A 22,901-nucleotide genomic window follows, 5' to 3' on the forward strand; every position below is an offset into this window, starting at 1 on the left:
TCCCGCGGGTCACCCCGGGTGGGCGTTACCCACCACCCTGCCCTGTGGAGTCCGGACTTTCCTCAGCTTTCGCCGCGATCACCCGGCCGACTCGTCCGGCCTCATGGTAGTGCCACGGCCCGCGACGGTGATACCGCGAGCGGGCCCGGGGTTGCATGAGGCGATCCTCATCAAGGCGTCACTCGGGTCTCATCGCCGATTGATGGAGTACTGACCAGCAGGCGGGCACCAGGCCCGTTCCCCCGATCAGAGGAGACGTCATGTCCGACTCCACCTTCATTCAGCGCATCGCCCGCTGGGCCGTCCTGCCCGCCGCGATCGGCCTGGGCTTCGGTCTCAGCGCCTTCAGCGCACCCGCCGCCGAGGCCGCGACCCACTACTGCAACGGCTACAAGGCGACCATCGTCGGAACCAACGGCGCCGACGACATCGAGGGCACCAGCGGCCGCGACGTCATCGTCGGACTGGGCGGCAATGACGAGATCGACGGCAACGGCGGCGACGACATCATCTGCGCCGGCTCGGGCCACGACGAGGTCGACGGCGGCTCGGGCAACGACTACATCCACGGCGGATCGGGTCATGACTCGATCGAGGGCGGCAGCGGCAACGACCGGATCTACGGCTCGAGCGGCAACGACCACGTCGAGGGCGAGAGCGGCAAGGACAAGGTCTACGGCAACTCCGGCCATGACCTGGTCGAGGGCGGCACCGGCAAGGACAAGGTGAGCGGCGGCTCCGGCAACGACACCGTCAAGCAGCGCTACGCCAGCGACCGCGAAGAGGACCGCTGGGAAGACCGGTACGGCTACGACGACTGAGCGACTCCCCCGAATCGACACCACATCCCGGTCGCCTCATGGCGGCCGGGATGTCGTGCGCTGGGACCCGAGCGCTACTCGGCCCACCCGGAACTCGCCGGACGACTCGTGCCTGCGAACCGACCACAACCGTCCCGGCGGGCACCTCGCGGGTCACCACCGAGGCCGCCGCGACCACCGCACCGCCACCGATCGCGACACCGGGCAGGCGCCGGGCGGCATCGGCCGCGCCTCAGGTGCATTGGCCGGGCCGGCTCAGCGGCCAGGTGGAAATGTTGCCCGCGGGATCCGGCCGCTCCGAAGCGTCCAGTGCTCACCCTGCTCGAGTCGGGACGCCACCGCTCGCTCGAGACGGGTCGTCCGGGGTAGTCGTCGCAGGTCGTAGGACGCCCGCCGAGCGAAGGTGAAGTAGACGGCGTCGTCGTCTCCGTGTTCGATCTGGTCGTCCAGTGTCCAGCGCTGCTGGAACGCCGCAATGTTCGATCCGGGCAGCGCCGCGGCGAGTTCGGGCGCCAGCAGCCAGCTACGGCACCAGAAGTGTGTCGCCGGCAGATCCGGAAAGTGCTTCGCATAGAAGCGGCGGGCCCGCGCGAAGGAATCGTCCACGGCTTCCGGGCTCAGCGCGCCGGACCGTGGTGCGCCGTCCGAGCCGCGACGCGGTATGTGGGTCGACAGCACCCACTCGCCCCCGGGAAGCGGCTGCGCATTGAACTGCAGCCGTCCCAGCCAGGCGAATCCGCCCGCCCAGACCGTGCGAAGCCAGCCCTGGTTGTGCAGCCCGAACCGTCCGTAGGCAAGCCGGTGCACCCGGACCTGCTGGCCGAGGTCCGACAGATTGCGCCACGCCTGTGCCTCGGGGACTCCGCGGCCGAGCTGGTGGGCGACGACGTCGGGAGCGGTGGCGAGCAGTGCCAGCATCGGGATCGCTCCGGCATCGGGCGCGTCCGGAAGCCCCGCCCATGGATCCGGCCCGTCCACCGCGAACCGGCCGATTCCGGCCCGCAGCAGTTCAGCACGGCCGGCCAGTTCGGCCGACAGCTCGGGGTCGGTCAGGACGTTCACCGCCATCCGCTCGACGCCGGGCAGATCCTGCTCACTGAACCCCAGCCGACCCGCGTCGGCCACCACGCGCCGGAGATCAATGTCCACTCGACCACCCTAGAGACGCTTCTCCGCACCCCGGGCCAGAAGGCCGACGAGCGCGAATGGCGCATCCAGCCTTTCCCCAAGGGCAGCGGCGTGAAGCACGGACGTCGGGGACAGTCGGCATGAGTCTGATATCGACCCCAGAGTGACAGCGGCACCGACCCGGAACGGTAGACCGTCCGCCGAAAGGGTGTCGGCACTCCACCACTCTGGGGTCGATATCAGACTGCGGCGCCAGTACGGGCCAGGCTTTGGGCGGCTTCCCAGGCAGGGCTCGACCCACTGATCACTGCGCGTCAGGCTGGTGAAGCAGTTGGCTGACCGAGAAGGCGGCACCGGGACGACAGACGTAGCCGGGGGTCTCGACAGGCTCGACCGACGACGAGCTCGACCGACGACGAAGCGCGCATCATTCGGCGAAAGCGCGGAACTCGACCCGGCCGTTGACCAGGTCGGCGGCCACCAGCGTGGCGGTGATCTCGGCGCCCAGCCGCAGCCGGCGTCCGCCCTTGACCCGAGCCTCCACGGCCGGGTCGCGCAGTTGCAGTCGTCCAGCCGTCCGCTCCGGATCGACGTCGATCAGCAGGCCGGTGAACTCGTGCCCGATGCCGGGCGCCAGGACCATCGCCTCGACCAGGTCGATGATGCCCCGCTCGTAGCGACCGGCCCGGCGCGACGACGCCTCCATCTCGGACGGCAGCTCCTCCAGTGCCACCAGCACCCAGTCGGGAATCGGCTGGCCGGAACAGACCGCGACGCACACCTCACCGGCATAGCGGTCGACCAGCCGTCGCAGCGGCGCCGTCACATGCGCGTAGGGGGCGGCGATCGCGGCGTGATCCACGCCGTGCAGGGGCGCCCCGTCGGTGAACGCGTCGTAGCCAGCCCCACGGAACAACGTCGTGCACGCGTTCAGCATCGCTGCCTCGCGAGGGACGGCGGCGTCCAGGCTGCGGACGAACTCCGGGTAGCTCACCCGCTGCTTCCACGAGATGCCGAGGCCCTGCGCGGTGCGGCGCAGCCGGTCGATGGCATGGTCCTCGGCGGGCGGCAGGGTGCGCAGAATGCCGACGCCGGCGTCCAGCATGATCCGCGCCGCAACCATGCCGGTGAGCAGCGAGATCTGTGCATTCCAGCCCTCGCAGGGCAGGTTGGTCCGGTACTCCAGCGTCCAGGTGCCGTCCTCGGCGACATGCACCTCCTGCTCGGGCACGCCGAGACTGACGCCGCCGCGCGCTGCCTCCGCGGCTTCACGCAGCCGGCCGACCTCGGCAAGCAGCACCAGCACATCCTCGGCCGTTGTGTCGTCCAGCAGTCGCTGCACCTCCTCGTAGGAGTACCTGCGGCGGCTTCGCACCCGGGCCCGACCGACCGTGGACGCCGTCGGCTCACCGGACGCGTCCAATCGGATCTCCCAGACCAGCGCCGGGCGCACCACGTCGGGCAGCAGGCTGGCCGCTCCCTCGCTGAGCACCGGCGGGTGCAGCGGCGTCCGCCGAGTCGGCGCGTAGAGGGTCTCCACCCGTTGATGGCATTCGACGTCGATCGGCCCGCCCGGCGTGACGAACGCGGCCACATCGGCGATCGCGTAGCGAACCAGGTAGCCGCCGCCGTCGCGTCCGATGTGCAGCGCCTGGTCGAGGTCCATCGACCCCTCCGGATCGATGGTCACGAACGGCACCTCGGTCAGGTCGCGCTCGGGCAGCCGGACGCCGGCGGCGGCCCGCTCGGCCTCGGCCCGCACCTGCTCATCGAACTCGTCGGGGACGCCCAGCGACTCCCGCAGTTGGGCCAGGCCCTCGCGCAAGGGGGCGGGTACCTGATCGAGGAAAGCAATCTCGCGGCCGGGCATCAGTGACCTCCGTTCGTCGTGGTCACCCTAACCGCGCGACGAAAGCCCTGCGGGCATCGGGCGGGCCACCGCCGCCCCGTCCTCCCGGCTGTGAGTCGAACGCCGGGATGTCCCCACGCTGAAGTAGGAGATCCCGGGGCAAGCCCGGGATGACGGAGGCCGCCGACGACGACGGCCATTGGGATGACACCGGACGACCCGGGCCACAGAAGACAGGAACTCAGGAGGCCGAGTTACCCGAGCCGGAGAGGGTGCCGGGGGTTTTCAGCACGCTGACCGAGTTCCGGATCGCGTTCGTGATCGCGGTGATCGGGGCACCGGGGCGGTCCAGCACGGCCGCCCAGACCGGCACCAGCTCGTCCTCGTAGATGTGGCCGTGGCCGGCGGGGGTGTCCAGGCTGGTCAGCATGTCGGTGGAGATCTGGAACCAGGTCACCAGCGGCCACCAGCGCAGCGACGGATTGACGTCGCTGCCGGCCCGCTCGCGCATCCAGTCCGGCTCTCGCCAGGCGAGTCCGCCGGTGAACCGGCACATCGGGTCGGACGCGTGCTGCAGATACACCACCCGTGGCTTCTCCCACTTCCCCAGCACCCGGCCGTAGGCGTCCGCGACCAGTTCGGTGGGCTGGGTGACGAACCGGATGTTCCGGCCGTTGTCGATCACCGGGGTGATCTCGGGCGATCCGCGCATCCGCGACTGGGTGAGGTCGCGGGCGATCTCGGTGAACCCCGGGGTGCCGATCCAGACCGCCCCGTCCACCTTGCGCAGCATGTCCTCGGCCGACACGAACGCCCCATGGCCACCGAAGGAGCCCAGCGACTCGCCGCTGGCGTACACCTTCGGACGCTGGTCGGCGGGCAGATCGTGGATCGCCTCTTCGAGCGCCGCGAACAGCGCCCGCGCACAGGCCTGCGGGGTTTCCGCGTCGGCCAGGTAGACGAAGGCGCTGGCCAGCTTCGAGTACTGCACCGACACGGTCGCGCAGTCGCCGCCGGTCAGGTATTCGACGGCCTGGACGGAGAACTCGTCGACCCAGCCCCGTCCGGCCGGGGTGTCGATCACCAGCGTCCCCCGGTTCAGGGCGCCGGTGCGCCGCACCTCGGCCATCGCCACCTCGACCGCCGCTTCGACGCCACCGTCGCCCAGCGACGCATAGACCCGGATCGGCTCCATGGCGGGCTCCCCCACCACGGCCGCGATGCCCTGCGCGCTCGGCCCGCAGGAGGTGAAGATCTGGCCGCGCCGGCCCAGTTCGTCCCAGGACTGTGCGGAGCCCTCGGAGCCGCTGCGGGTCGGCAGCTGCGGTGCGTGCAGGTTGCGCGGACGCCGCCGATCGAGCTTGTCGGCCTGCCGGGAGATCCGCTCCAGGGCCTGGTGGAAGACCATCCGGTTGACCATCCGCAGCACCACGACGGCGATCAGCACGGCCCCGACGATGGACAGCACCGACGGCAGGAACAGGTCGAGGCCGCGGGTGATCCAGCTGGTGAACAGCACGATCAGCCGGATCAGCGATGCCAGCAGGAACATCGTCGCCAGGGCCACCAGCGTGGCGGCGATGTCGGTCCAGGCGGCCTGCTCGGACATGCCGACCAGCCGGGCGGTCTCGCGGTGCTCACGCACCGACCACCACCAGCCGGTGATCACCGCCACGATGCCGAGGGCGAGGAGGATCCACAGGCCGCCGGCGAGATGCCAGCTGACCTGCACCTCGAGGTCGAGCAGCCGCATCACGGCGTCCGCGGTCATCTCGAGCAGGAAGCCGACCAGGTAGCCGACGGCGGCGCTGACCCCGCCGACCAGGCCCTGCCACAGCCAACGCCGCGGCAACAGCGAGGGCGCGAAGCTGACCAGGAACATGGCCAAGCCCAGAACGAGCCCGACCCCTGACCAGGCGCCCATCGGGACTCCTCTCGCCGATTCCGGATCACCCTAGCCCCTCGCCCCGGGCCGGTCCTCCGATCGCGATTCGGTGTCGGTGGACGCGGCCGGTCAGTGCCGGATGATCCGCCGCTCGATCGCGGCGGCCACCGCGCCCGCCCGGGTGTCCACGCCGAGCTTGGCGTAGATGTGCGACAGGTGGGACTTCACCGTGGCCTCCGACACGAACAACTCCCGGGCAAGCTCCTTATTCCCCAGCCCCCGGGCCAGCAGTTCGAGCACCTCGACCTCGCGTTCGGTGATGGTGATCGCCCCGGGCGTAGCCCGGCGTACCAGCGTGGCCGCCACGGACGGCGCCAGCACCGTCTCCCCGCGCGCCGTGGCGCGGATACCGGCGAACAGCTCCTCGGGCGGCGCGTCCTTGAGCAGGTAGCCGCGGGCGCCCGCCTCCAGCGCGCGCAGAATGTCCGATTCGGTGTCGTAGGTGGTCAGCACCAGCACTTCGGGTGGTTCCGGCAGGGCACGCAGCGCCACGGTCGCCTCGGCACCGCCCGGTCCGGCCGTGCCGAGGCTGAGATCCATCAACACCACCTCGGGATGCTCCTCGGTCACCACCCTCAACGCGCGGCTCAGCCCGTCCGCCTCGCCGACCACGCGCAGGTCCGGCTGGCCCGTGAGCAGGGCACGCAGCCCGGCCCGCAGCACCGGATGGTCGTCGACCAGCACGATCCGGATCATCGGGCACTCCTTTCTGGGACCGGGACGGGGAAGCGGACCGACACCGTGGTGCCCTCGCCGGGCGCACTCTCCACGGCGGCCCAGCCGCCCAGATCCTCGGCGCGGGCCCGGATGCCGGCCAGGCCGCGTCCCCGAGTTCCGGAGGGTCGGACGGCGTCGGGAACGAAGCCGCGCCCGTCGTCGCGGACGTCGAGCAGCACGGCGTCCGGCTGATAGGTGAGGGTGACCACCGCCCTGCTCGCTGCGGCGTGCTCGACCACATTGGCCAAGGCACCGCGAGCGGTCCGCACCAGGGCGGCGGCGATGTCGGACGGCACCGGCACCGGTTCGCCGTGCACCCGCACCGCGACGTCCAGACCGGCCCTGGTCTCGGCCAACCGGCGCAAGGCGGTCGGCAGCGCCGCGCCGCCGGCATCCTCGGCGAGTTCGGCCGGCGCCAGGTCACGGACGACGCGGCGCACCTCGTCCAAACCCTCCCGGGCGGTCGCTGCCGCCGTCCGGACGTGATCGCGGGCGGCGGCCGGTTGGACCTCCCAGGCCTGTTCGGCGGCCTGGAGCAGCAGGTTGATGCTGGACAGCCCCTGCCCCACCGAGTCGTGGATCTCGCGCGACAACCGGGTCCGTTCGGCGAGCGCACCGCTGCGGTGCTGCTCCTGCGCCAGGTCGTCCTGCGCTTCGACGAGCTGCTCGAGCACCTGCTGGCGGGCCCGCGACTCACGGTCGAGCGCGCGGTAGGCGAGAACCGTGAGCAGCGCCACCCCGATCGGGCCGACGATCTGCACCGGGTCGACTCCGTCGGTGATCCGCGCCCACGACACGGTCAGCACCACGGTCATCGCCATCACGACGGTGACCGCCCAACCGAAAGGCAGCACCTGCAGCACGGCGAACGCCACCGGCACCGCGCACCAGGCGAAGGACGGCGCCGCCACGGTGAGCCCGGCCCACAGTGCGGCCATCGCCACCGCCCACGCCGTCGGCCACCAGTTGCTGGCCCGCAGCAGTCCGCGGGTGGCGTAGGCGACGCCCAGCATCAGCGCGGCGGCGAGCACTCCGCCGCCGGGCGCGCCGAGACCGTGCCGATCGAGGTAGCGCGCGGCGCAGGTGATCAGCAGCACCACCAGGACGACCAGCAGCCACCGATCGAGCCGTCCGGCCGGCGCGAGAATGCCGTGCTCGCCCGGTCTGGGCGCGAGGGAGCTGCGGTCGGACATGGGGGTCAAGCCTAGGTGCGTCACCGGTGTGAGGCATCAGCCGATCGGCTATCCGGCGGCACCCGATTGCCCGACGTCTCGTCGCCGTCCGCGCCGCACAGTGGAAGCGTCAGATCCCCGGACTCAGGAGAGCCCCCATGAACCGCACCACGATCGTCGCGTCCCTGACCGCCGTCGCGCTCGGCGCGACGCTCGCCACCGGCGCCGCGCCGGCGTCCGCGCATTCCGGCCGCGACCACGGCCACCAGCATGGCCACGGCCGGCCCGCGACCTACCTGCTGCAGGGCGACCCGGTCAGCGCCGACAACCCGGCCGGCTCCAAATTCGAGGGCATCGGGGCCGACCAGCGGCGTGGCCGGTTCTATGTCAGCGAGGTCACCGGCGGCGAGATCCATCGCGGCTGGGCCGGACGGGCACAGACCGAGCAGTGGCTGGCCGGCGACGGCACCGACGGCCGCTTCACCGCGCGCGGCATCACGGTCGACGCCCAGGGCCGGGTCTACATCGCCGGCGGACCGAACGGGATCGGCACCGGCCGTCCGGACCTGTGGGTCTACGACGCACACGGCAAGCTGCTGGCCGCGCTCCGGGCACCCGGCGAGGACGTCTTCCTCAACGACGTCGCGATCGGCCCGGACGGCGCCGCCTACTTCACCAACTCCAACGATCCGCAGATCTTCCGGGTGGCACCGGGCCGCGGCGGCTGGCGGGCCACGCTGTGGGCGGACGCCTCGGACCGGATCGAGCGGCTGCCCGGCTTCAACCTCGGCGGCATCGTGCTGAGCGCCGATCGCAGCGCCTTCGTGGTCGCCCAGGGCAACACCGGCAAGCTGTGGCGGTTCGCGACCCGCAACGGCGCCGCGCGCGAAGTGCGCACCGATGGCGCCGACCTGGTCGACGCCGACGGTCTGGTCCGGCAGGGCAGCCGGCTGACCGTGGTGCGCAACTTCTCCCGGATGATCGCCACCTTGCGACTGACCCGGGACGGCCGCACGGCGGTGCTGCTCGGTCAGCGGGCCAGTTCCGCAGACCGGGTGCTGACCACGGCCAAGGTGCTGGACGGCAGAATCCTCTACGTGGACAGCAAATTCGACGAGCCGGTGGCGTCCGGCCCGTACCAGGTGATCACGGACCCGACCCGATGAGGTTCCGCCCCGGCCTGGCGGTGCTTCCGCTCGCACTCTTCCTCGGAGCGTGTGCGGGCGGGACGGCGTCGGGCTCGGTCCCGCCGGAACCCGGTGCCGTGGCGACGCCGCGTCCGAGCGGTGACGCTCAGTCGCCCGTCGATCCGGACGCCGCGCTGCTGAGGGCCGCCGCGGACGGCGACGCCGAGGCCGTCGCGGTCGCGCTGCGGGCCGGTGCCGACATCGAGGCCCGGGATCCGCACCGCCGCACCGCGCTGCTGCTGGCCAGCGCCAACGACGCCGTCGAGGTGGCGCGGGTTCTGGTCGCGCACGGCGCCGACCCGAACGCCCTCGACGACCGGCACGACACGCCCTGGCTGGTCACCGGCGTGACCGGCAGCGTGGCGATGCTCGAGGTGCTACTGCCGGCGAGACCGGACCTGACCATCCGCAACCGGTTCGGCGGGCTCTCGCCGATCCCGGCCAGCGAACGCGGCCACGTCGAGTACCTGCGCCGGGTGGTGCGGACCGACGTCAATCTCGACCACGTCAACGATCTGGGCTGGACGGCGCTGCTCGAGGCGGTGATCCTCGGCGACGGCGGACCCCGCCACCAGGAGGTGGTGCGGATCCTGCTCGCCGCCGGTGTGGACCGCACCATCCCGGACGCCTCCGGGGTGACCGCGCTGCAGCACGCCGAGCGCCTCGGCTACTCCGAGATCGCCGCCCTGCTACGAGCCTGACCCGACCCCCACCACCCGCCGGTCGAGCTCGTCGAGACCCCCCACCCACCGCTGGTCGAGCTCGTCGAGACCCCCCACCCACCGCTGGTCGAGCTTGTCGAGACCCCACCACCCGCCGGTCGAGCTTGTCGAGACCCCACCACCCGCTGGTCGAGCTTGTCGAGACCCCACCACCCGTTGGTCGAGCTTGTCGAGACCCCGACCTAGGCTGACCTCCATGAAGCCCGCCAAAGATGTGAACACCGCCGCCGTCACCGCAGTCGGACTGATCGGTGGCTGGCTGACGGCCCGCGAGTCCGGAATTCGCCCGTTGGGCGGCGTGCTGCTGGGCGTCGCCGGCGCTTGGGCCGCCCGCACCTGGTACGCCCGGCACGGCTGGGCCGCCGCGGCCGGACTGTCGGCGCTGTACGTGGGCGCGTTCGGGTTGTCGCACCCGCTGGCGAAGCGGATCGGCGCCTGGCCGTCGGTTCTCGCCGTCACCGCGGTCGCGTCCGGCACCGCGTACCTGGTCTCGGACGCCGACAAGGAGTAGCCCGGTCCGGAGATCCCGGCCTCAGGCGAACCCGCTCAGCCGGGCTGGGCGCCCGCCATCTCGGCCAGCTTCGCCACCCGCTTGGCGCGCAGCGTTCCGGGTGCGTACTTGAGCGTCCAGGTGTCGTTCTCGACCAGGTCGACGGCCTGCGGGTCTGCGGCCGGGGCGTCCGGACGGCTGGAGATGCGCTGCACCACCGAGCGGAAGTAGTAGTGGAAGAACAGCCGGTTGAACTCGGTGAAGTAGATGTCGGCGACCCGGCGGTCGCCGCGGATGATCACCATGTTCTCGTCGTTCTCCAGGGTGGACGCGCGGGAGAAGTTGGCCGAGCCGGTGACCACGATCGGATCGGCGCCGAGCGGGTCGCAGAGGGCGAATTTGTCGTGGATGAACGCCACGTGCACGTTCAGTCCGAGTTCGCGGGTGGTGGTTTCGGCCACCCAGCGGCCCAGCGGATGGTCCAGTTCGGCACCCCAGGCCTGGTAGACGTTGCGGCTGGCGTCCAGCTGGACGGTGGCCTTGCCGCGAGTCTCCAGCAGGAAGAACCGCAGCGGACCGTCCGGGGTGCCCGCGCCGGCCGCGTCCGCGATCTCCTGGGCGATGCCGAAGGCGAAGGTGGCGCAGACCAGTGAGGTGGCGTCGCCGCCGATCAGCCGGGCGTACAGCTGCAGCGCGCCGAGATCCGGACGCGGGCTGAACACCGGCGTGATCCCGGACGACACCCCGGCCCGGTCGGTGGGTGCGGGGCTGAGCATCGCCACCTCGGCCTTGAAGGCCGCGTTGCGGCTGCGCTTCTCGGATGCCGAGTCGTCACGGCGTCCGCCCGGATCGCCGGCCAGCAGCTCCCAGTAGGCGGTGTATGCCCTTGCCGTGGCGGCATCGGTGATCAGCTGGCCGACGTTCGACTGGCCGTGCACGCCGCCCATGGTCAGGTTGGTGGAACCGGTCCAGACCTGCTGCGGTGCACCGGCCCGGGCCAGCACCAGGAATTTGTTGTGCGCGATCGCGGAGACCCGTGCTTCACGCGGCACGATCGTCCCGTCCGGGAAGCCGGCGGCGGCGATCGCGGCGATGTTGGCCGTCCGCGGGCCACCGTCGACCTCCTTGAAGTCGACGACCAGCCGGACGTCGACACCTCGCCCGGCGGCGGCCACCAACTCGTCGAGTACCGGGCGGTAGCTGAACTCGTAGAAGGCGCCGTGCAGCGAATCGCCCGGCCCGGCGGAACGGATGAAGCCGAGCAGCACGTCGTCCAGGTCGCGGCTGAGCCAGTCCAGCGCGGCCTGGCGGCGTTCGGGCGTGGGCTGCTGGTCGGGCGACTTGCCGCCGAACTGGCGCTGATAGGCCTGGCTGGACGCCACCCCGCGGTTGAAAACGACGTCGTGGATCGCCCCGTGCAGCGGCTCGGTGCGAATGGTAAGGGTGATCGGCTGGTTACGGCGCGGCTTCGCCGGCGTCCCACGCATCGGGTGGAAGCGGTAGGTGTAGCTGGTGTCCGGACGCAGCGTGAAGTCGTCCCAGACCAGCGCCTGGATCGGGTGGGTGTAGGTGGACACCTCGTCGTCCGGCTGTGGGTCGGGCACCAGCGACCGGAACACCTTGAAGCCGCGCAGCCACAGGAACGGCCCGCCCTCGGCGGCCCGCTCGACGCAGAACCCGAGCAGCCCCTTGCGGGCGAACTCGGTGGCCGTGAACGCGAACGAGGTGCTGTTCACGCCACACACGGCATAGGCCCGGATACCCCGGACCGAACGGGACCGGTATCGCATATCTCAAAGTAGTCCCGCGCGACCCCGGTGATACCTGGCCGGTCACCGTCCCGGCAGTTGCCACGACGTAGGTCCGGCCGGACCTAGGTCCGGCGGGGCGACGTAGGTCCGCCGGAGACGGACAGCCGGGATGACGTTGGCGGTGGTTTCGTCGGACTACGTCCGATCTGAAGGAGACTCCGCCTCAGCAGCCTCAGACTCGTTCGGATCGGACGCAATCTCACGGACGCGGTCGGCGTCCTCGGTGCTCGGATGGGGCTGATCCTCCGGCTTACTGTTCTCGGGCGGCTTCTGCGGCAGCCGGGGCGCCCGCGCCATCACAGCCCGGATTCGGCGGTACGAACCAGGATCCGGTTGCACTCCTCGCAGCGCAGCACCTCATCGGGCCCGGCGGCCCGGTACCGGGTCAGGTCGGCAGCGGTCGCCTCCAGCTGACAACCGGAGCAGCGGCGGCGGATCAGGGCGGCGGCTCCGGAGCCGCTCTTGGCCCGGATCCGGTCGTACAGGTCGAGCAGGTCGGCGGGAAGCTCGGCGGCGAGCGCGGCCCGTTCGGTGTTCCGTTCGGCCAGTTCGGCGTCGATCACTCCGAGTTGTTCGTCGCGGGAGGCCAGCAACGCCCGGAGTTCCGCCTCGCCGTCGGCGCGGGCGGCGACCACCTCGTCACGGGCGGCGGTGGCCTGGTCGAGGCTCTCCATCAGCTCCAGTTCGACGTCCTCGAGATCGCTGATCCGGCGCTTGAGGTGTGCGATCTCGTCCAGCAGGGCGTTCAGCTGCTTCGGGTCGGTGACCGCGCCCGAGTTGACCCGCTGCTGGTCGCGTTCGAGACGCTCCCGCACCGGCACCAGGTCGGCCTCGGCCTTGGCGACATCCAACTCGAGATCGCTGACCGCGGTGTTCGCGGCGATCAGCTGTTCGCCCTGGCGGCGCCGGGCCTGCTGCTTCTCGGCGATCCGGACGAGCTCGGGCAGCGAGCGCCGGCGATGCTCCAGCTGGGCGATGGCGGTATCGATGGACTGCAACGCCAGCAGCCTCGATTGAGCGGTGGCAGCAGCCTGCATGGAATACCTCCTGGAGTTGTGGGCTCGACTCTAGTGGCTCCGCCGCGCCTGAGCGGGCCAGCCGTGGACACCCGGTCTCCCCAACTCGTCGCAGACACGGTTAGATGGCCGCATGACACTCCTGTACCTCGTCCGTCACGGCCAGACCCCGTGGACCGTGTCCGGCCAGCACACGTCCTACACCGACCTCGACCTGACTCCGCAGGGTGAGGAGCAGGCCAAGGCACTGCGCTCGAAGCTCGACCCGAGCGAGTTCGGTCTGGTGCTCACCAGCCCCCGGACGCGGGCACGGCACACCGCCGAGCTGGCCGGCTTCACCGACTACGAAGTGACCGACGACCTGCAGGAGTGGAACTACGGCGACTACGAGGGCAAGACCTCGCTCGAGATCCGCGAGAAGTACCACCCGGGCTGGCGGCTGTGGTTCAACGGCGTCCCCAACGGCGAGACCGCCGACCAGGTCCGCGAACGGCTCAGCCGGGTCGTCCGCCGGGTCCGCGAATCGGGCGTTGACAAGGCGATCTGCTTCGGTCACGGGCACGCTTCCCGGGTGCTGGCGCTGTGCTGGCTCGACTTCCCGTTGATCTTCGGCCAGGCCTTCCCGGTCGAGGTCGCCAGCCTGTCCATCCTGGGCCGCGAGAAGGAGTCCTGGGCGGTCCTGCGCTGGAACAGCTGATCGTGACCGACGCCGCCACCCCGGCCGGCGAGGCCGCCGACAAGCCGCTGCCGAACCGGCAGACCCCGTTCTCGGAGCCGTTCAAGGCGTTCATCCCGCAGGGCTGGGCGCCGTACTCCGACGAACTTCCGGACGCCCTCCCGGCGACCGCGTTCACCGCTGCCCGCCGGGCGGCGATCAGCGCGCTGTTCCAGGGTGACCGGCTGGTCATCCCGGCCGGTGAGCTGAAGGTGCGGTCCAACGACACCGACTACCGGTTCCGGCCGCATTCGGCGTTCGCACACCTGACCGGGCTGGGCACCGACCGGGAACCGGGGGCGGTGCTGGTGCTCGAGCCGACCGACGACGGCCACGACGCCACGCTCTACTTCAAGCCGCGCGCGCCGCGCACCGATCCGGAGTTCTACGCCGACTCGCGCTACGGCGAGATGTGGGTCGGGCAGCGCGAGTCACTGGCCGAGATGGAGGCGATCAGCGGGCTGTCCTGCGCGCCGATCAGCCAGCTCGGCGATGCGCTGGCCAAGAACGCCGGCGCCACCCGGGTGCTGGTGGTGTCGGACGCGGACGCCGAACTCACCGCGTCCATCGAGGCCCAGCGCGCCGAACTCGGTACCGAGGCGGACGCGCTGGCAGACAGCCGGCTGGCCACCGCCCTGAGCGAACTCCGGCTGATCAAGGACGACTACGAGGCCGACGAGTTGCGGGCGGCCTGCGACGCCACTGCGGACGGCTTCGAAGCCGTGGTCGCCTCGCTGCCGGAGGCGGTCCGCCGGGGCCGGGGCGAGCGCTGGGTGGAGGGCGTCTTCGGGCTGTATGCCCGGCATGCCGGGAACGCGGTCGGCTACGACACCATCGCGGCGTCCGGGGATCACGCGAACACCCTGCACTGGATCAACAACGACGGTGATCTGCGACCGGGCGACCTGCTGCTGCTGGACGCCGGAGTGGAGCGGGACAGCCTCTACACCGCCGACATCACCCGCACCCTGCCGGTCTCCGGGCGGTTCTCGCCCGCGCAGCGGAAGGTGTACGACGCCGTCCTGGAAGCCCAGCGGGCCGGCATCGCGGCGGCTCGTCCGGGCGCCCACTTCGGCGACGTCCATGCGGCGGCGATCCGGGTGATCGCCGAACACCTGCACGACTGGGGGTTGCTGCCGGTGTCGGTCGAAGAGTCGCTCGACCCGACCAGCGGCGGCCACCACCGGCGCTGGATGGTGCACGGCACCTCCCACCACCTCGGCATCGACGTCCATGACTGCGCCCAGGCGCGCCACGAGACCTACCGCGAGGGCACCCTGCAACCGGGCATGGTGATCACCGTCGAACCCGGGCTTTACTTCAAATCGACGGACCTGCTGGTGCCCGAGGAACTCCGCGGCATCGGCGTCCGGATCGAGGACGACGTGCTGATCACCGCCGACGGCTGCGAGATTCTCTCGTCGCGACTGCCGCGCGAGGCGGACGCCGTCGAAAGCTGGATGGCGACACTGCTTTCGTCGGACTCACCAGCGACGTAGCATTGCGGCGGCTCGGGCAAGGGAGACCGCCATGACGACAGCTCAGAGCAACTGGGACGGCCCGGTCGCCGACACCGGCAGCACCGTCCCCGAGTCGGGTTACACACCGCCGGAATGGACCTGGGCGCGCTATCACGCCGGGCGCCGGCTGCCCTCACCCGATCTGCAGTCCGCAGTGGCCTCGGCTCGCGCCGGCGACGGCTACCTCTGGCTCGGCCTGCACAATCCGTCCCAACAGACCATGTCGGCCTTCGGTGAGCGGTTGGGGCTTCACGAGTTGGCCATCGAGGACGCCGTCCACGGCCATCGGCGGTCGAAGCTCGAACGCTTCGACGAGCACCTGTTCTTCGTGGTGTCGACCGTCGCCTACCAGGAACGGGCCACCGACGCGCCGCCCGAGATCGTCACCACCGGCGAGTTGATGGTCTTCCTCGGCGACTGGTTCGTGATGACCTCGCGGCACAGCGGACCCTCCCGCATGCCGGAGGTCCGTGCCCTGGTCGAGCAGGAGTCCGACGACATGCCGCGCGGGCCGTCCCGGGTGCTGTACGCCTGCCTGTCGGTGGCGATCGACGACTTCGAGCGGGTCGCCGAACAGATGGAGGACGACGTCGAGGACTGTGAGCAACTCGTCTTCGGCGATCGCCGCGAACCCGACCTGGAGCGCACGTACCAGATCAAACGTGAGCTGATCGAGTTCCGGCGCCGGGTCGTTCCGCTCTGTGCGCCGCTGACCGCGCTCTACACCCGGGACTTCGGGCGGATCCACGCCAACGCCAAACCGTACTTCCGCGAGCTCGCCGAGCGCGTCCAGGCCGTCCGGGAGACCGTGGTCGCACTGGAGGACCAGCTCAGCAACATCCTGCAGACGGCGCTGGCCCGGGCCAGCTTCGACGACAACCGGGACATGCGGAAGATCTCCTCGGCGGTGGCGATCGTCGCCGTGCCGACCACCCTGGGCGCCATCTACGGCATGAACTTCGACAACATGCCCGAGTTGCACTGGAGCCAGGGCTACTACGGGGTGATGGCGCTGAACCTGATCGGCATGACGGTGCTGTACTTCCTGTTCCGCAAGTTCAAGTGGCTCTAGGCACCCCGCCGTCGAGCTTGTCGGGACCCTCGCCGAACCGTTGGTCGAGCCCATCCGGAGCCACTAATGTCGCACGGGTGAACGCACCTACGAAGACGAAGGTGGTCCTCGACGAGTCGAGCATTCCCACCCACTGGTACAACATCGTCGCCGACCTGCCGGAGGCGCCGCCGCCTCCGCTGCACCCCGGTACCCGCGAGCCGCTGACTCCGGACGACCTGGCCCCGCTGTTCCCGATGGGGCTGATCGCGCAGGAGGCGAGCACCGAGCGCTGGATCGAGATCCCGCAGGAGATCCGCGACATCTACCGGCTGTGGCGTCCGTCGCCGATGATCCGGGCCTGGCGGCTGGAGCAGGAGCTGGGCACCACCGCCCGGATCTACTACAAGTACGAGGGCGCCTCGCCGGTCGGTTCGCACAAGACCAACTCGGCGGTCGCCCAGGCCTACTTCAACAAGCAGGCCGGACGGACCAAGCTGACCACCGAGACCGGTGCCGGGCAGTGGGGTTCGGCGCTGGCCTTCGCCTGCGACGTCTTCGACCTGGAGTGCGAGATCTGGCAGGTCCGGTCGTCGTACGAGGGCAAGCCGTACCGGCACGTGCTGATGGAGACCTTCGGCGCCACCGTGCATTCGTCGCCGTCCGAACTGACCCAGGCCGGACGCGCGCTGCGCGAACGCTTCCCGGACACCACCGGTTCGCTCGGCATGGCCATCTCGGAGGCGATCGAGGTGGCTGCCGGCGACCCGAACGCGTCCTACTCGCTGGGCTCGGTGCTCAACCACGTGCTGCTGCACCAGAGCGTGATCGGGCAGGAGGCGCTGCTGCAGCTGGCCGAATTCGGCGAGGAGCAGGCGGACGTCGTCTACGGCTGTGCCGGCGGCGGCTCGAACCTGGGTGGCCTGGCGTTGCCGTTCCTGCGCGAGAACCTGGACGGCCGGACGAAGACCCGGCTGGTGGCCTGCGAGCCGAAGGCGGCGCCGTCGCTGACCGAGGGCGAGTACCGCTACGACTTCGGCGACACCGCGGGCATGACGCCGCTGCTGAAGATGTACACCCTCGGCCCCGATTTCGTGCCCGACCCGGTGCACGCCGGCGGCCTGCGCTACCACGGCATGGCGCCGCTGATCAGCTTCGTGAAGCACCTGGGCCTGATGGACGCGATCAGCATCAAGCAGCGCGAGGCGTTCGCCGCCGGCGTCCTGTTCGCCCGGACCGAGGGCATCGTTCCGGCGTCCGAGTCGAACCACGCCATCGCGGGGGCACTGCGCGAGGCGCGTCAGGCGGCCGAGGACGGCACCTCCCCGGTGATCGTGATCGGCGTCTCCGGCTCGGGCCAGCTCGACCTGCCCGCCTACTCGGAGTTCCTCGCCGGGGACATGGCCGACAGCTGAACCCTCACCGCTGGTTGAGCTTGTCGAAACCCCTCTGTGAACGCGGAGTCTCGGGTCTCGACAAGCTCGACCAGCGATGGGTCAGCCACTCGGGTAAGGAATACTCCTTCTGTCCTTACTTATTCTGCCGCGTAAAGTGAGATCCTGATTGAAAGGGCGATCATGTCGACGGCAACGCTGAGCAGCAAGGGACAACTCACCATCCCCAAGGACGTGCGCGATGATCTTGGCCTCGTCACCGGGTCCAAGGTGATGTTCGTCAAGATGTCAGACGGCCAGTACCGGATCGTGCCACGCACCGGCCGGGTCGATGATCTGATCGGCATGCTCCATGACCCAGATTCCCCGCCGTTGACCCTCGCCCAGATCGACGAGGCGATCGCCGAGGGCGGTGCGGCCAGCGGCCTGCGTGGCCTGCCGGAGGGACGGCCGTGACCGAGTCGCGGTCGCGACGCCTCGGAATCGACACCAACGTCCTGCTCCGCGCGCTGCTGCAGGACGACCCGGCGCAGGGCCCCATCGCGGCACGGGTGTTCCGTGGGCTGACCCCCGACGCACCCGGCTTCATCACCCAGGTGAGCTTGGCCGAGACCTACTGGGTGCTAGCCCGAGCCAAACGGTTACCGCGGGCGACCTGCCTCGCCGCGATCCGCCGACTGGTCGAAACCGACGTCCTGGAGTTCGACGACGGCGAGGGCGTCGTCCGCGCACTCAGCCTTGCTGAGGCCGGCGCCGATTTCGCCGACGCACTCATCCAGGGCGCCATGGAACTGTTCGGCATCGACGAGACAGTCACCTTCAACCGCGCTGCCGCCGAGCGCCTCGGCTGGACGCTCCTCGACGCTTGACCGTTCCCACTCACGGTCGCCGAACTCAGCGAGCCCTGAGGACGCGCTGATCGAAGCCCTTCACCGTCATCCCGGACTTGATCCGGGATCTCTCTCCCGCCTGAGATCCCGGGTCGGAGCCCGGGATGACGTGAGGGTCGCCACCTGCACCCGGGGCGACCGAGGCCCGTCTATACAGTGAAGCCATGGCGACCTTGGGCGTGCTGATCTCCGCGACGATCAACGCACTGATCATCGGCTGGCTGGCGCGTCGCCTGCTGGGCACGCCGGTCGGCTGGCCGCGCACCCTGGTGCTGTCGTTGATCGTCAACGCGGCGACCGCGCCGCTGCTGACCTGGGCGTTGCCCGAACTCGGCGTCAACCCGATCGGCGAATGGAGTCCCGCGGCCGGAGCCGCCGTCCTGGTGATCACGCTGTTCGCCTCCTGGATGATCGCCATCGAGGTCGGCCTGCTGGCGATCGGCGAGGCGATCGTTCCGACCGGCACCCTGCCCGGCCCGGTCGAGCTGGTCCGCTCGACGCCACAACGCTGGCGCCGCAGCCGCCGTTACCTCACGATCCTGCGCATCCTCGCCCGGCGTGGGTTGGGTCGGTATCTGCGGCCCGGCGCCCGGACCGGCGGCGAGGACGCCCGGACGGCCCGCGCACTGCGCGACGCCCTGGCCGACGGCGGGGTGACCTTCGTCAAGCTCGGGCAGATGCTGGCCACCCGCCCCGACCTGCTGCCCGCGGTCTACGTCAGGGAGTTGTCCACGCTGCACAGCGACGTCCCGCCCGAACCGGCGACGCGCGTCCGAACGATGATCGAGCAGGAACTCGGAGCTTCACCGGACGACCTGTTCACTGACTTCGACGACGAGCCGCTGGCGGCCGCGTCCGTGGGTCAGGTACATCGGGCCACCCTGCCCAGCGGTGAAGCGGTCGTGGTCAAGGTGCAACGCCCCGCGGCCCGGGCCACCGTCACCGCCGATCTCGACATCGTCAACCGGCTGGCCCACCTGGCCGAACGCCGGACGGCGTGGGGCCGATCGCTGGGCACCGTCGACCTGGCCGCGGGATTCACCCGCTCGCTCGACGAGGAACTCGACTACCGGGTGGAGTTGCGCAACCTCGTCGCCTGCGGCTCGGGGTCGATCGTGGTGCCGTCGCCGCATCCGGCCTTCTCCTCGGCCCGGGTGCTGACCATGGATGCCCTGGACGGCGTCCCCTTGTCACGGGCGGCCACCGAACTGGACGCGCTCGACACCGAAACCCGCCGGCGCCTCGCCGACGAACTGCTACTCGCCGTCCTGCAGCAGCTGCTGGTGACCGGCATCTTCCACGCCGATCTGCACGGCGGCAACGTGATGCTGCTGCGCGACGAACGGCTGGCACTGCTCGATTTCGGTTCGGTCGGCCGGATCGACGCCACCGCCCGCACCTCGCTGGCGCTGCTGCTGCTCGCTCTCGACCGGCAGGACGGCGCGGCGGCGACGTCCGCGTTGTGCGACCTGCTGGTGGCGCCGTCCGACCTGAACGAACGCGCACTGGAACGCGAGGTGGCCGAGCTGATCATGCGGTTCGCCGGCGGGCTGCCACTGAACGACATGATCGTCGACCTGTTCGACACGGTGATCCGGCACGGCCTGCGGGTGCCCGGGCAGATCGCGGCCGCCTTCCGGGCACTCGGCGCGGTGGAAGGCACCTTGCGGCTGCTCGACCCGCATCTCGACCTGGTCGCGCTGGCCCGTACCCTCACCCCGCAGCTCACCTCGGACGGCCTGGCGCTGCCCGGCAACGACGGGGTCAAGGATCTGATCGCCGCTCACCTGCCCGCCCTGCAACGACTCCCGCGCCGGCTGGTCGGCATCGCCGAACGGTTGGAGGCCGGCACGCTGGCCGTCCGCGTCCACAGCTTCGGCGGGGCCGGCGAGCGTCGTTTCCTGACCGGGCTGCTGCACCAGATCGTCCTGGTGGTGCTCGCCGCCACGGCCGCCGCCTGCGGGGTGGCACTGACCCTGAGCGAACTCGGTCCGCAGCTGACGCCGGCGCTCCGGCTGTCCACCTACGGCGGACTCACCCTGCTGCTGTTCGCCTTCGTGCTCGGCTGCCGCGCCCTCGTCCTGGTGTTCCGCGAGCGCGAACCCTGAGTCGTCCGGCTGCTACCCGAGCGGCACGAGGTTGCGTACCACGGCGAACACCACCGCGACCGCGCCGATCACGACCCACCACAACCCCGGACGCCCCCGCAACGACCGCGGCGGACGAACCGCCGGCCCGCCCAGCGCCTCGATCGTCCACAGCAGTCCGAGCAGGACCAGCACCACCAGGCCGCCGACGACTAGCTGATTCGCCGCCCAGGCCCCCGCCAGATCACCCTGCAACAGGGCCATCCCCACATGGGTGCCGCCGCACAGCGGACACAGCGTCCCGGTCAGCTGACGCCACGGGCAAGGGATGCCGAGCCCGGTGGCCACGCCGACACCGCTCAGGCCCAGCCCGACCGCGCCGAAAGTGCCCAACGCACGCAACCCACGCCTCGCATCGAAGGCGCGGACGGGGAACACTGGCGGCGACACGCGGCCATTATCCCCATCGGTGTGGACAGCCGCCGCAGCGTTGCGCCTCGGTGACCGTAGGATTCGGTCCACCTGACCTCAACCCAGGAGAAACACGTGAGCAACCAGACGTGGAACAACGACCCCGATAAGCCCGAGGGCTCCGGCGAGGGCCAGGAGCCTGGCGGCTACTCCCCTCCCGACTACAGCGCCCCTGATCAAGGCACCCCCGAGCAAGCCAGCACCGCTCCCGGGTACACCCCGCCCGGCTGGGGCGCCCCGACTCCTCCCGCCCCGAGCGGCAGCAGCGGCACCGATGCCTCCGCACCGGGCGGCTACCAGCCCCCGAGCTGGGACGCCGGTCAGCCCGCTCCGAGCGGCGCCAGCGGTTCGGACGCCCCCCAGGGCGGCTACCCGGCCCCCGGCTACGGCCAGGGCTACTCCGCCCCCAGCGGCTCCGAGGCCCAGGGCGGCTACAGCGCACCCGGCTACGGCCAGCAGGGCTACTCCGCCCCCAGCGGTGCCGACCCGGCCCAATCGGGCTACGGCCAGGCACCCAGCACGCCGGACCAGTCCTTCGGCCAGACGCCCTCCTACGGCGCACCGGCCCAGGGTGGTTACGACCCCAACGCCGGCAACTACGGCCAGAACCCCTACGGCGGTGCTCCGCAGGGCGGCTACGACCCGAACGCCGGCGGCTACGGGCAGGCCCCTTACGGCGGCGCTCCGCAGGGCGGCTACGACCCGAACGCGGGCGGCTACGGCGCGCCGAGCCCGTACGGCGGCGGCTACCAGCCCAACCCGTACGCGCCGTCCGGCCCGGTGCTGGCGACCTGGGGACGGCGCGCCATCGGCGGCCTGATCGACTTCGTCGCCCCGGCGATCGTGGTCAGCATCATCGTCAACATCGTGTTGCCGAACGGCGGCTACGGCTCGACCCTGCTGTCCACCCTGCTGGCCGTGGGCTGGTGGGTGTACAACACCGGCTACCGGGTGGCGACGACCGGGTACTCCTTCGGCCACAAGATCGGCAAGGTCCGTGTGGTGATGGAGGACACCGGTCAGACCCCGCCGCAGAACACCGCCATGCTGCGCGCCGTGGCGCACCTGCTCGACGAGCTGGTCTGCGCGCTGGGCTTCCTGTTCCCGCTGTGGGACTCCAAGAAGCAGACCTTCGCCGACAAGATCGCCAAGACCGTGGTGATCGACGAGCAGAACGTCCAGCGGTAAGCATCGCGCAACAACAATGGGCCGCCCCGTCGGGGCGGCCCATTGTGCTTGTCAGTGGCTAGTTCTCGCCGCGCGGAGTGCGGCCGTCCTGCTCGGACTCCTCGGACGGCTCCGGCTGCGGCGCGCGTCCGATGCCCTCGCCGGTGCCGTATTCACCGTAGGGACGCGGCGCGGAACCCGACTCCGGGGTCTGTTCGGACGCCGACTGCGGCGTCGCCGGCTGCCCGGTGTTCCCGGGCGCGGGCTGGCCCGGATAGGGCTGGCCGGGGTAGGCCTGGCCCGCCGACGGCTGACCGGCGTACGGGGGCTGCTGCGCCGGGTAGGCCTGGCCCGGGTACTGCGGCGTGACTTGGGCCGGGTACTGCGCGCCCTGGCCGGGGTAGCCGGCCTGGCCCGGGTACTGCTGCTGGTTCTGCCACGGCTGCGGCGCCGCGTTGCGCGGGTCGAACGCGGCGGCACGGGCACCGGGCATGGTGGCCAACAGTTCGCGGGCCTGCCCGGCCACCTTGTGCTCGCAGAGCAGTTCGTACCGTGCGGCCACCGTCTGGCTGATCGAGTTGAAGTCGCGCTTCCCGCGGGACGCGGCGTAACCGAGCGCCGAGAAGGCGACGCCGATCACGATGCCGATCAGCAGCGCGCCCGGCAGCAGCACGAACGGGTTGGCCTGAGGCTGCAGGAACCACAGGATGAAGGTCACCATCAGGCCCGTCGACAGGCCGCTCTGCAG

20 protein-coding genes and 1 pseudogene are annotated in these 22,901 nt (G+C 70.8%); 12 read left to right on the forward strand and 9 right to left on the reverse strand.

Translation table 11 applies throughout. The features are described from left to right. Positions 1-260: 260 nt before the first annotated feature. Positions 261-821 (forward strand): calcium-binding protein, encoded by a 561-nt coding sequence (locus Q0066_RS03480; protein ID WP_298130082.1) that lies wholly within the window; start codon positions 261-263, stop codon positions 819-821. Positions 822-1,076: 255 nt separating this feature from the next. Here Q0066_RS03480 and Q0066_RS03485 read toward each other — a convergent pair whose 3' ends face one another. From Q0066_RS03485 to Q0066_RS03505, 5 genes are all read right to left on the reverse strand, one after another. Then, positions 1,077-1,970, reverse strand: a complete 894-nt coding sequence (locus Q0066_RS03485) for an acyltransferase domain-containing protein (RefSeq protein ID WP_298130084.1) — start codon at positions 1,968-1,970, stop codon at positions 1,077-1,079. A gap of 406 nt (positions 1,971-2,376) precedes the next feature. Next, positions 2,377-3,819, reverse strand: a complete 1,443-nt coding sequence (locus Q0066_RS03490; protein WP_298130086.1) for an RNB domain-containing ribonuclease — start codon at positions 3,817-3,819, stop codon at positions 2,377-2,379. A gap of 220 nt (positions 3,820-4,039) precedes the next feature. Beyond that, entirely contained in the window at positions 4,040-5,722 is a 1,683-nt protein-coding gene (locus Q0066_RS03495; RefSeq protein ID WP_298130088.1) for an alpha/beta-hydrolase family protein, read from the reverse strand. A 90-nt stretch (positions 5,723-5,812) separates the two neighbouring features. After that, complete coding sequence (locus tag Q0066_RS03500) at positions 5,813-6,439, reverse strand: response regulator transcription factor (protein ID WP_298130091.1); 627 nt, start codon at positions 6,437-6,439, stop codon at positions 5,813-5,815. Then, entirely contained in the window at positions 6,436-7,653 is a 1,218-nt protein-coding gene (locus Q0066_RS03505; RefSeq protein ID WP_298130092.1) for a sensor histidine kinase, read from the reverse strand. The genes Q0066_RS03500 and Q0066_RS03505 overlap by 4 nt, the downstream gene beginning before the upstream one ends. Before the next feature lie 137 nt (positions 7,654-7,790). On the opposite strand from Q0066_RS03505, the gene Q0066_RS03510 reads away from it, so the two are divergent. The 3 genes from Q0066_RS03510 (at position 7,791) to Q0066_RS03520 (ending at position 10,052) form a co-directional block, all read left to right on the forward strand. Beyond that, positions 7,791-8,798: an SMP-30/gluconolactonase/LRE family protein gene (locus tag Q0066_RS03510; RefSeq protein WP_298130093.1), complete on the forward strand. Its 1,008-nt coding sequence runs from the start codon at positions 7,791-7,793 to the stop codon at positions 8,796-8,798. Next, complete coding sequence (locus tag Q0066_RS03515) at positions 8,795-9,520, forward strand: ankyrin repeat domain-containing protein (protein WP_298130095.1); 726 nt, start codon at positions 8,795-8,797, stop codon at positions 9,518-9,520. The genes Q0066_RS03510 and Q0066_RS03515 overlap by 4 nt, the downstream gene beginning before the upstream one ends. Before the next feature lie 217 nt (positions 9,521-9,737). Continuing rightward, complete coding sequence (locus tag Q0066_RS03520) at positions 9,738-10,052, forward strand: hypothetical protein (RefSeq protein ID WP_298130097.1); 315 nt, start codon at positions 9,738-9,740, stop codon at positions 10,050-10,052. A gap of 35 nt (positions 10,053-10,087) precedes the next feature. On the opposite strand, the gene Q0066_RS03525 is transcribed toward Q0066_RS03520, so the two are convergent. Continuing rightward, positions 10,088-11,767, reverse strand: coding sequence for a phospholipase D-like domain-containing protein (locus Q0066_RS03525; RefSeq protein ID WP_298130099.1), 1,680 nt, complete (start codon positions 11,765-11,767; stop codon positions 10,088-10,090). 371 nt (positions 11,768-12,138) lie between these two features. Then, positions 12,139-12,879, reverse strand: coding sequence for a C4-type zinc ribbon domain-containing protein (locus Q0066_RS03530; protein WP_298130101.1), 741 nt, complete (start codon positions 12,877-12,879; stop codon positions 12,139-12,141). A gap of 112 nt (positions 12,880-12,991) precedes the next feature. Between Q0066_RS03530 and Q0066_RS03535 the strand changes: the two genes are divergently transcribed. The 7 genes from Q0066_RS03535 (at position 12,992) to Q0066_RS03565 (ending at position 20,536) form a co-directional block, all read left to right on the forward strand. Further along, positions 12,992-13,555: a histidine phosphatase family protein gene (locus tag Q0066_RS03535; protein ID WP_298130103.1), complete on the forward strand. Its 564-nt coding sequence runs from the start codon at positions 12,992-12,994 to the stop codon at positions 13,553-13,555. 2 nt (positions 13,556-13,557) lie between these two features. Continuing rightward, positions 13,558-15,072 (forward strand): aminopeptidase P family protein, encoded by a 1,515-nt coding sequence (locus tag Q0066_RS03540; protein WP_298130105.1) that lies wholly within the window; start codon positions 13,558-13,560, stop codon positions 15,070-15,072. A gap of 31 nt (positions 15,073-15,103) precedes the next feature. After that, positions 15,104-16,165 (forward strand): magnesium and cobalt transport protein CorA, encoded by a 1,062-nt coding sequence (locus Q0066_RS03545; protein WP_298130107.1) that lies wholly within the window; start codon positions 15,104-15,106, stop codon positions 16,163-16,165. Positions 16,166-16,242: 77 nt separating this feature from the next. Continuing rightward, positions 16,243-17,559 (forward strand): TrpB-like pyridoxal phosphate-dependent enzyme, encoded by a 1,317-nt coding sequence (locus tag Q0066_RS03550; protein WP_298130109.1) that lies wholly within the window; start codon positions 16,243-16,245, stop codon positions 17,557-17,559. A gap of 162 nt (positions 17,560-17,721) precedes the next feature. Beyond that, positions 17,722-17,994, forward strand: coding sequence for an AbrB/MazE/SpoVT family DNA-binding domain-containing protein (locus tag Q0066_RS03555; RefSeq protein ID WP_298130112.1), 273 nt, complete (start codon positions 17,722-17,724; stop codon positions 17,992-17,994). Beyond that, complete coding sequence (locus Q0066_RS03560; protein WP_298130113.1) at positions 17,991-18,407, forward strand: type II toxin-antitoxin system VapC family toxin; 417 nt, start codon at positions 17,991-17,993, stop codon at positions 18,405-18,407. Before Q0066_RS03555 ends, Q0066_RS03560 begins: the two co-directional genes overlap by 4 nt. Positions 18,408-18,592: 185 nt before the next feature. Beyond that, the gene (locus Q0066_RS03565) at positions 18,593-20,536 is read left to right on the forward strand and encodes an AarF/UbiB family protein (RefSeq protein WP_298130115.1); all 1,944 of its coding nucleotides are present in this window, start codon (positions 18,593-18,595) and stop codon (positions 20,534-20,536) included. 12 nt (positions 20,537-20,548) lie between these two features. On the opposite strand, the gene Q0066_RS03570 is transcribed toward Q0066_RS03565, so the two are convergent. Beyond that, positions 20,549-20,965 (reverse strand): DUF2752 domain-containing protein, encoded by a 417-nt coding sequence (locus tag Q0066_RS03570; protein ID WP_298130118.1) that lies wholly within the window; start codon positions 20,963-20,965, stop codon positions 20,549-20,551. 96 nt (positions 20,966-21,061) lie between these two features. Here Q0066_RS03570 and Q0066_RS03575 point away from each other — a divergent pair, with 96 nt between their 5' ends. Continuing rightward, positions 21,062-22,174: an RDD family protein gene (locus Q0066_RS03575; protein ID WP_298130120.1), complete on the forward strand. Its 1,113-nt coding sequence runs from the start codon at positions 21,062-21,064 to the stop codon at positions 22,172-22,174. 58 nt (positions 22,175-22,232) lie between these two features. On the opposite strand, the pseudogene Q0066_RS03580 reads toward Q0066_RS03575, so the two are convergent. Beyond that, positions 22,233-22,901, reverse strand: a pseudogene (locus Q0066_RS03580) (hypothetical protein); the annotation flags it as partial.

It is taken from the genome of Micropruina sp., assembly GCF_027492755.1.
Classification (GTDB): domain Bacteria; phylum Actinomycetota; class Actinomycetes; order Propionibacteriales; family Propionibacteriaceae; genus Micropruina.

Excerpts from the sequence above, each read along its gene's own strand:
- Q0066_RS03480 (WP_298130082.1), top strand. The coding sequence starts at position 261 with ATGTCCGACTCCACCTTCATTCAGCGCATCGCCCGCTGGGCCGTCCTG.
- Q0066_RS03490 (WP_298130086.1), bottom strand. The coding sequence starts at position 3,819 with ATGCCCGGCCGCGAGATTGCTTTCCTCGATCAGGTACCCGCCCCCTTG.
- Q0066_RS03495 (WP_298130088.1), bottom strand. The coding sequence starts at position 5,722 with ATGGGCGCCTGGTCAGGGGTCGGGCTCGTTCTGGGCTTGGCCATGTTC.
- Q0066_RS03500 (WP_298130091.1), bottom strand. The coding sequence starts at position 6,439 with ATGATCCGGATCGTGCTGGTCGACGACCATCCGGTGCTGCGGGCCGGG.
- Q0066_RS03505 (WP_298130092.1), bottom strand. The coding sequence starts at position 7,653 with ATGTCCGACCGCAGCTCCCTCGCGCCCAGACCGGGCGAGCACGGCATT.
- Q0066_RS03510 (WP_298130093.1), top strand. The coding sequence starts at position 7,791 with ATGAACCGCACCACGATCGTCGCGTCCCTGACCGCCGTCGCGCTCGGC.
- Q0066_RS03515 (WP_298130095.1), top strand. The coding sequence starts at position 8,795 with ATGAGGTTCCGCCCCGGCCTGGCGGTGCTTCCGCTCGCACTCTTCCTC.
- Q0066_RS03520 (WP_298130097.1), top strand. The coding sequence starts at position 9,738 with ATGAAGCCCGCCAAAGATGTGAACACCGCCGCCGTCACCGCAGTCGGA.
- Q0066_RS03530 (WP_298130101.1), bottom strand. The coding sequence starts at position 12,879 with ATGCAGGCTGCTGCCACCGCTCAATCGAGGCTGCTGGCGTTGCAGTCC.
- Q0066_RS03535 (WP_298130103.1), top strand. The coding sequence starts at position 12,992 with ATGACACTCCTGTACCTCGTCCGTCACGGCCAGACCCCGTGGACCGTG.
- Q0066_RS03545 (WP_298130107.1), top strand. The coding sequence starts at position 15,104 with ATGACGACAGCTCAGAGCAACTGGGACGGCCCGGTCGCCGACACCGGC.
- Q0066_RS03555 (WP_298130112.1), top strand. The coding sequence starts at position 17,722 with ATGTCGACGGCAACGCTGAGCAGCAAGGGACAACTCACCATCCCCAAG.
- Q0066_RS03565 (WP_298130115.1), top strand. The coding sequence starts at position 18,593 with ATGGCGACCTTGGGCGTGCTGATCTCCGCGACGATCAACGCACTGATC.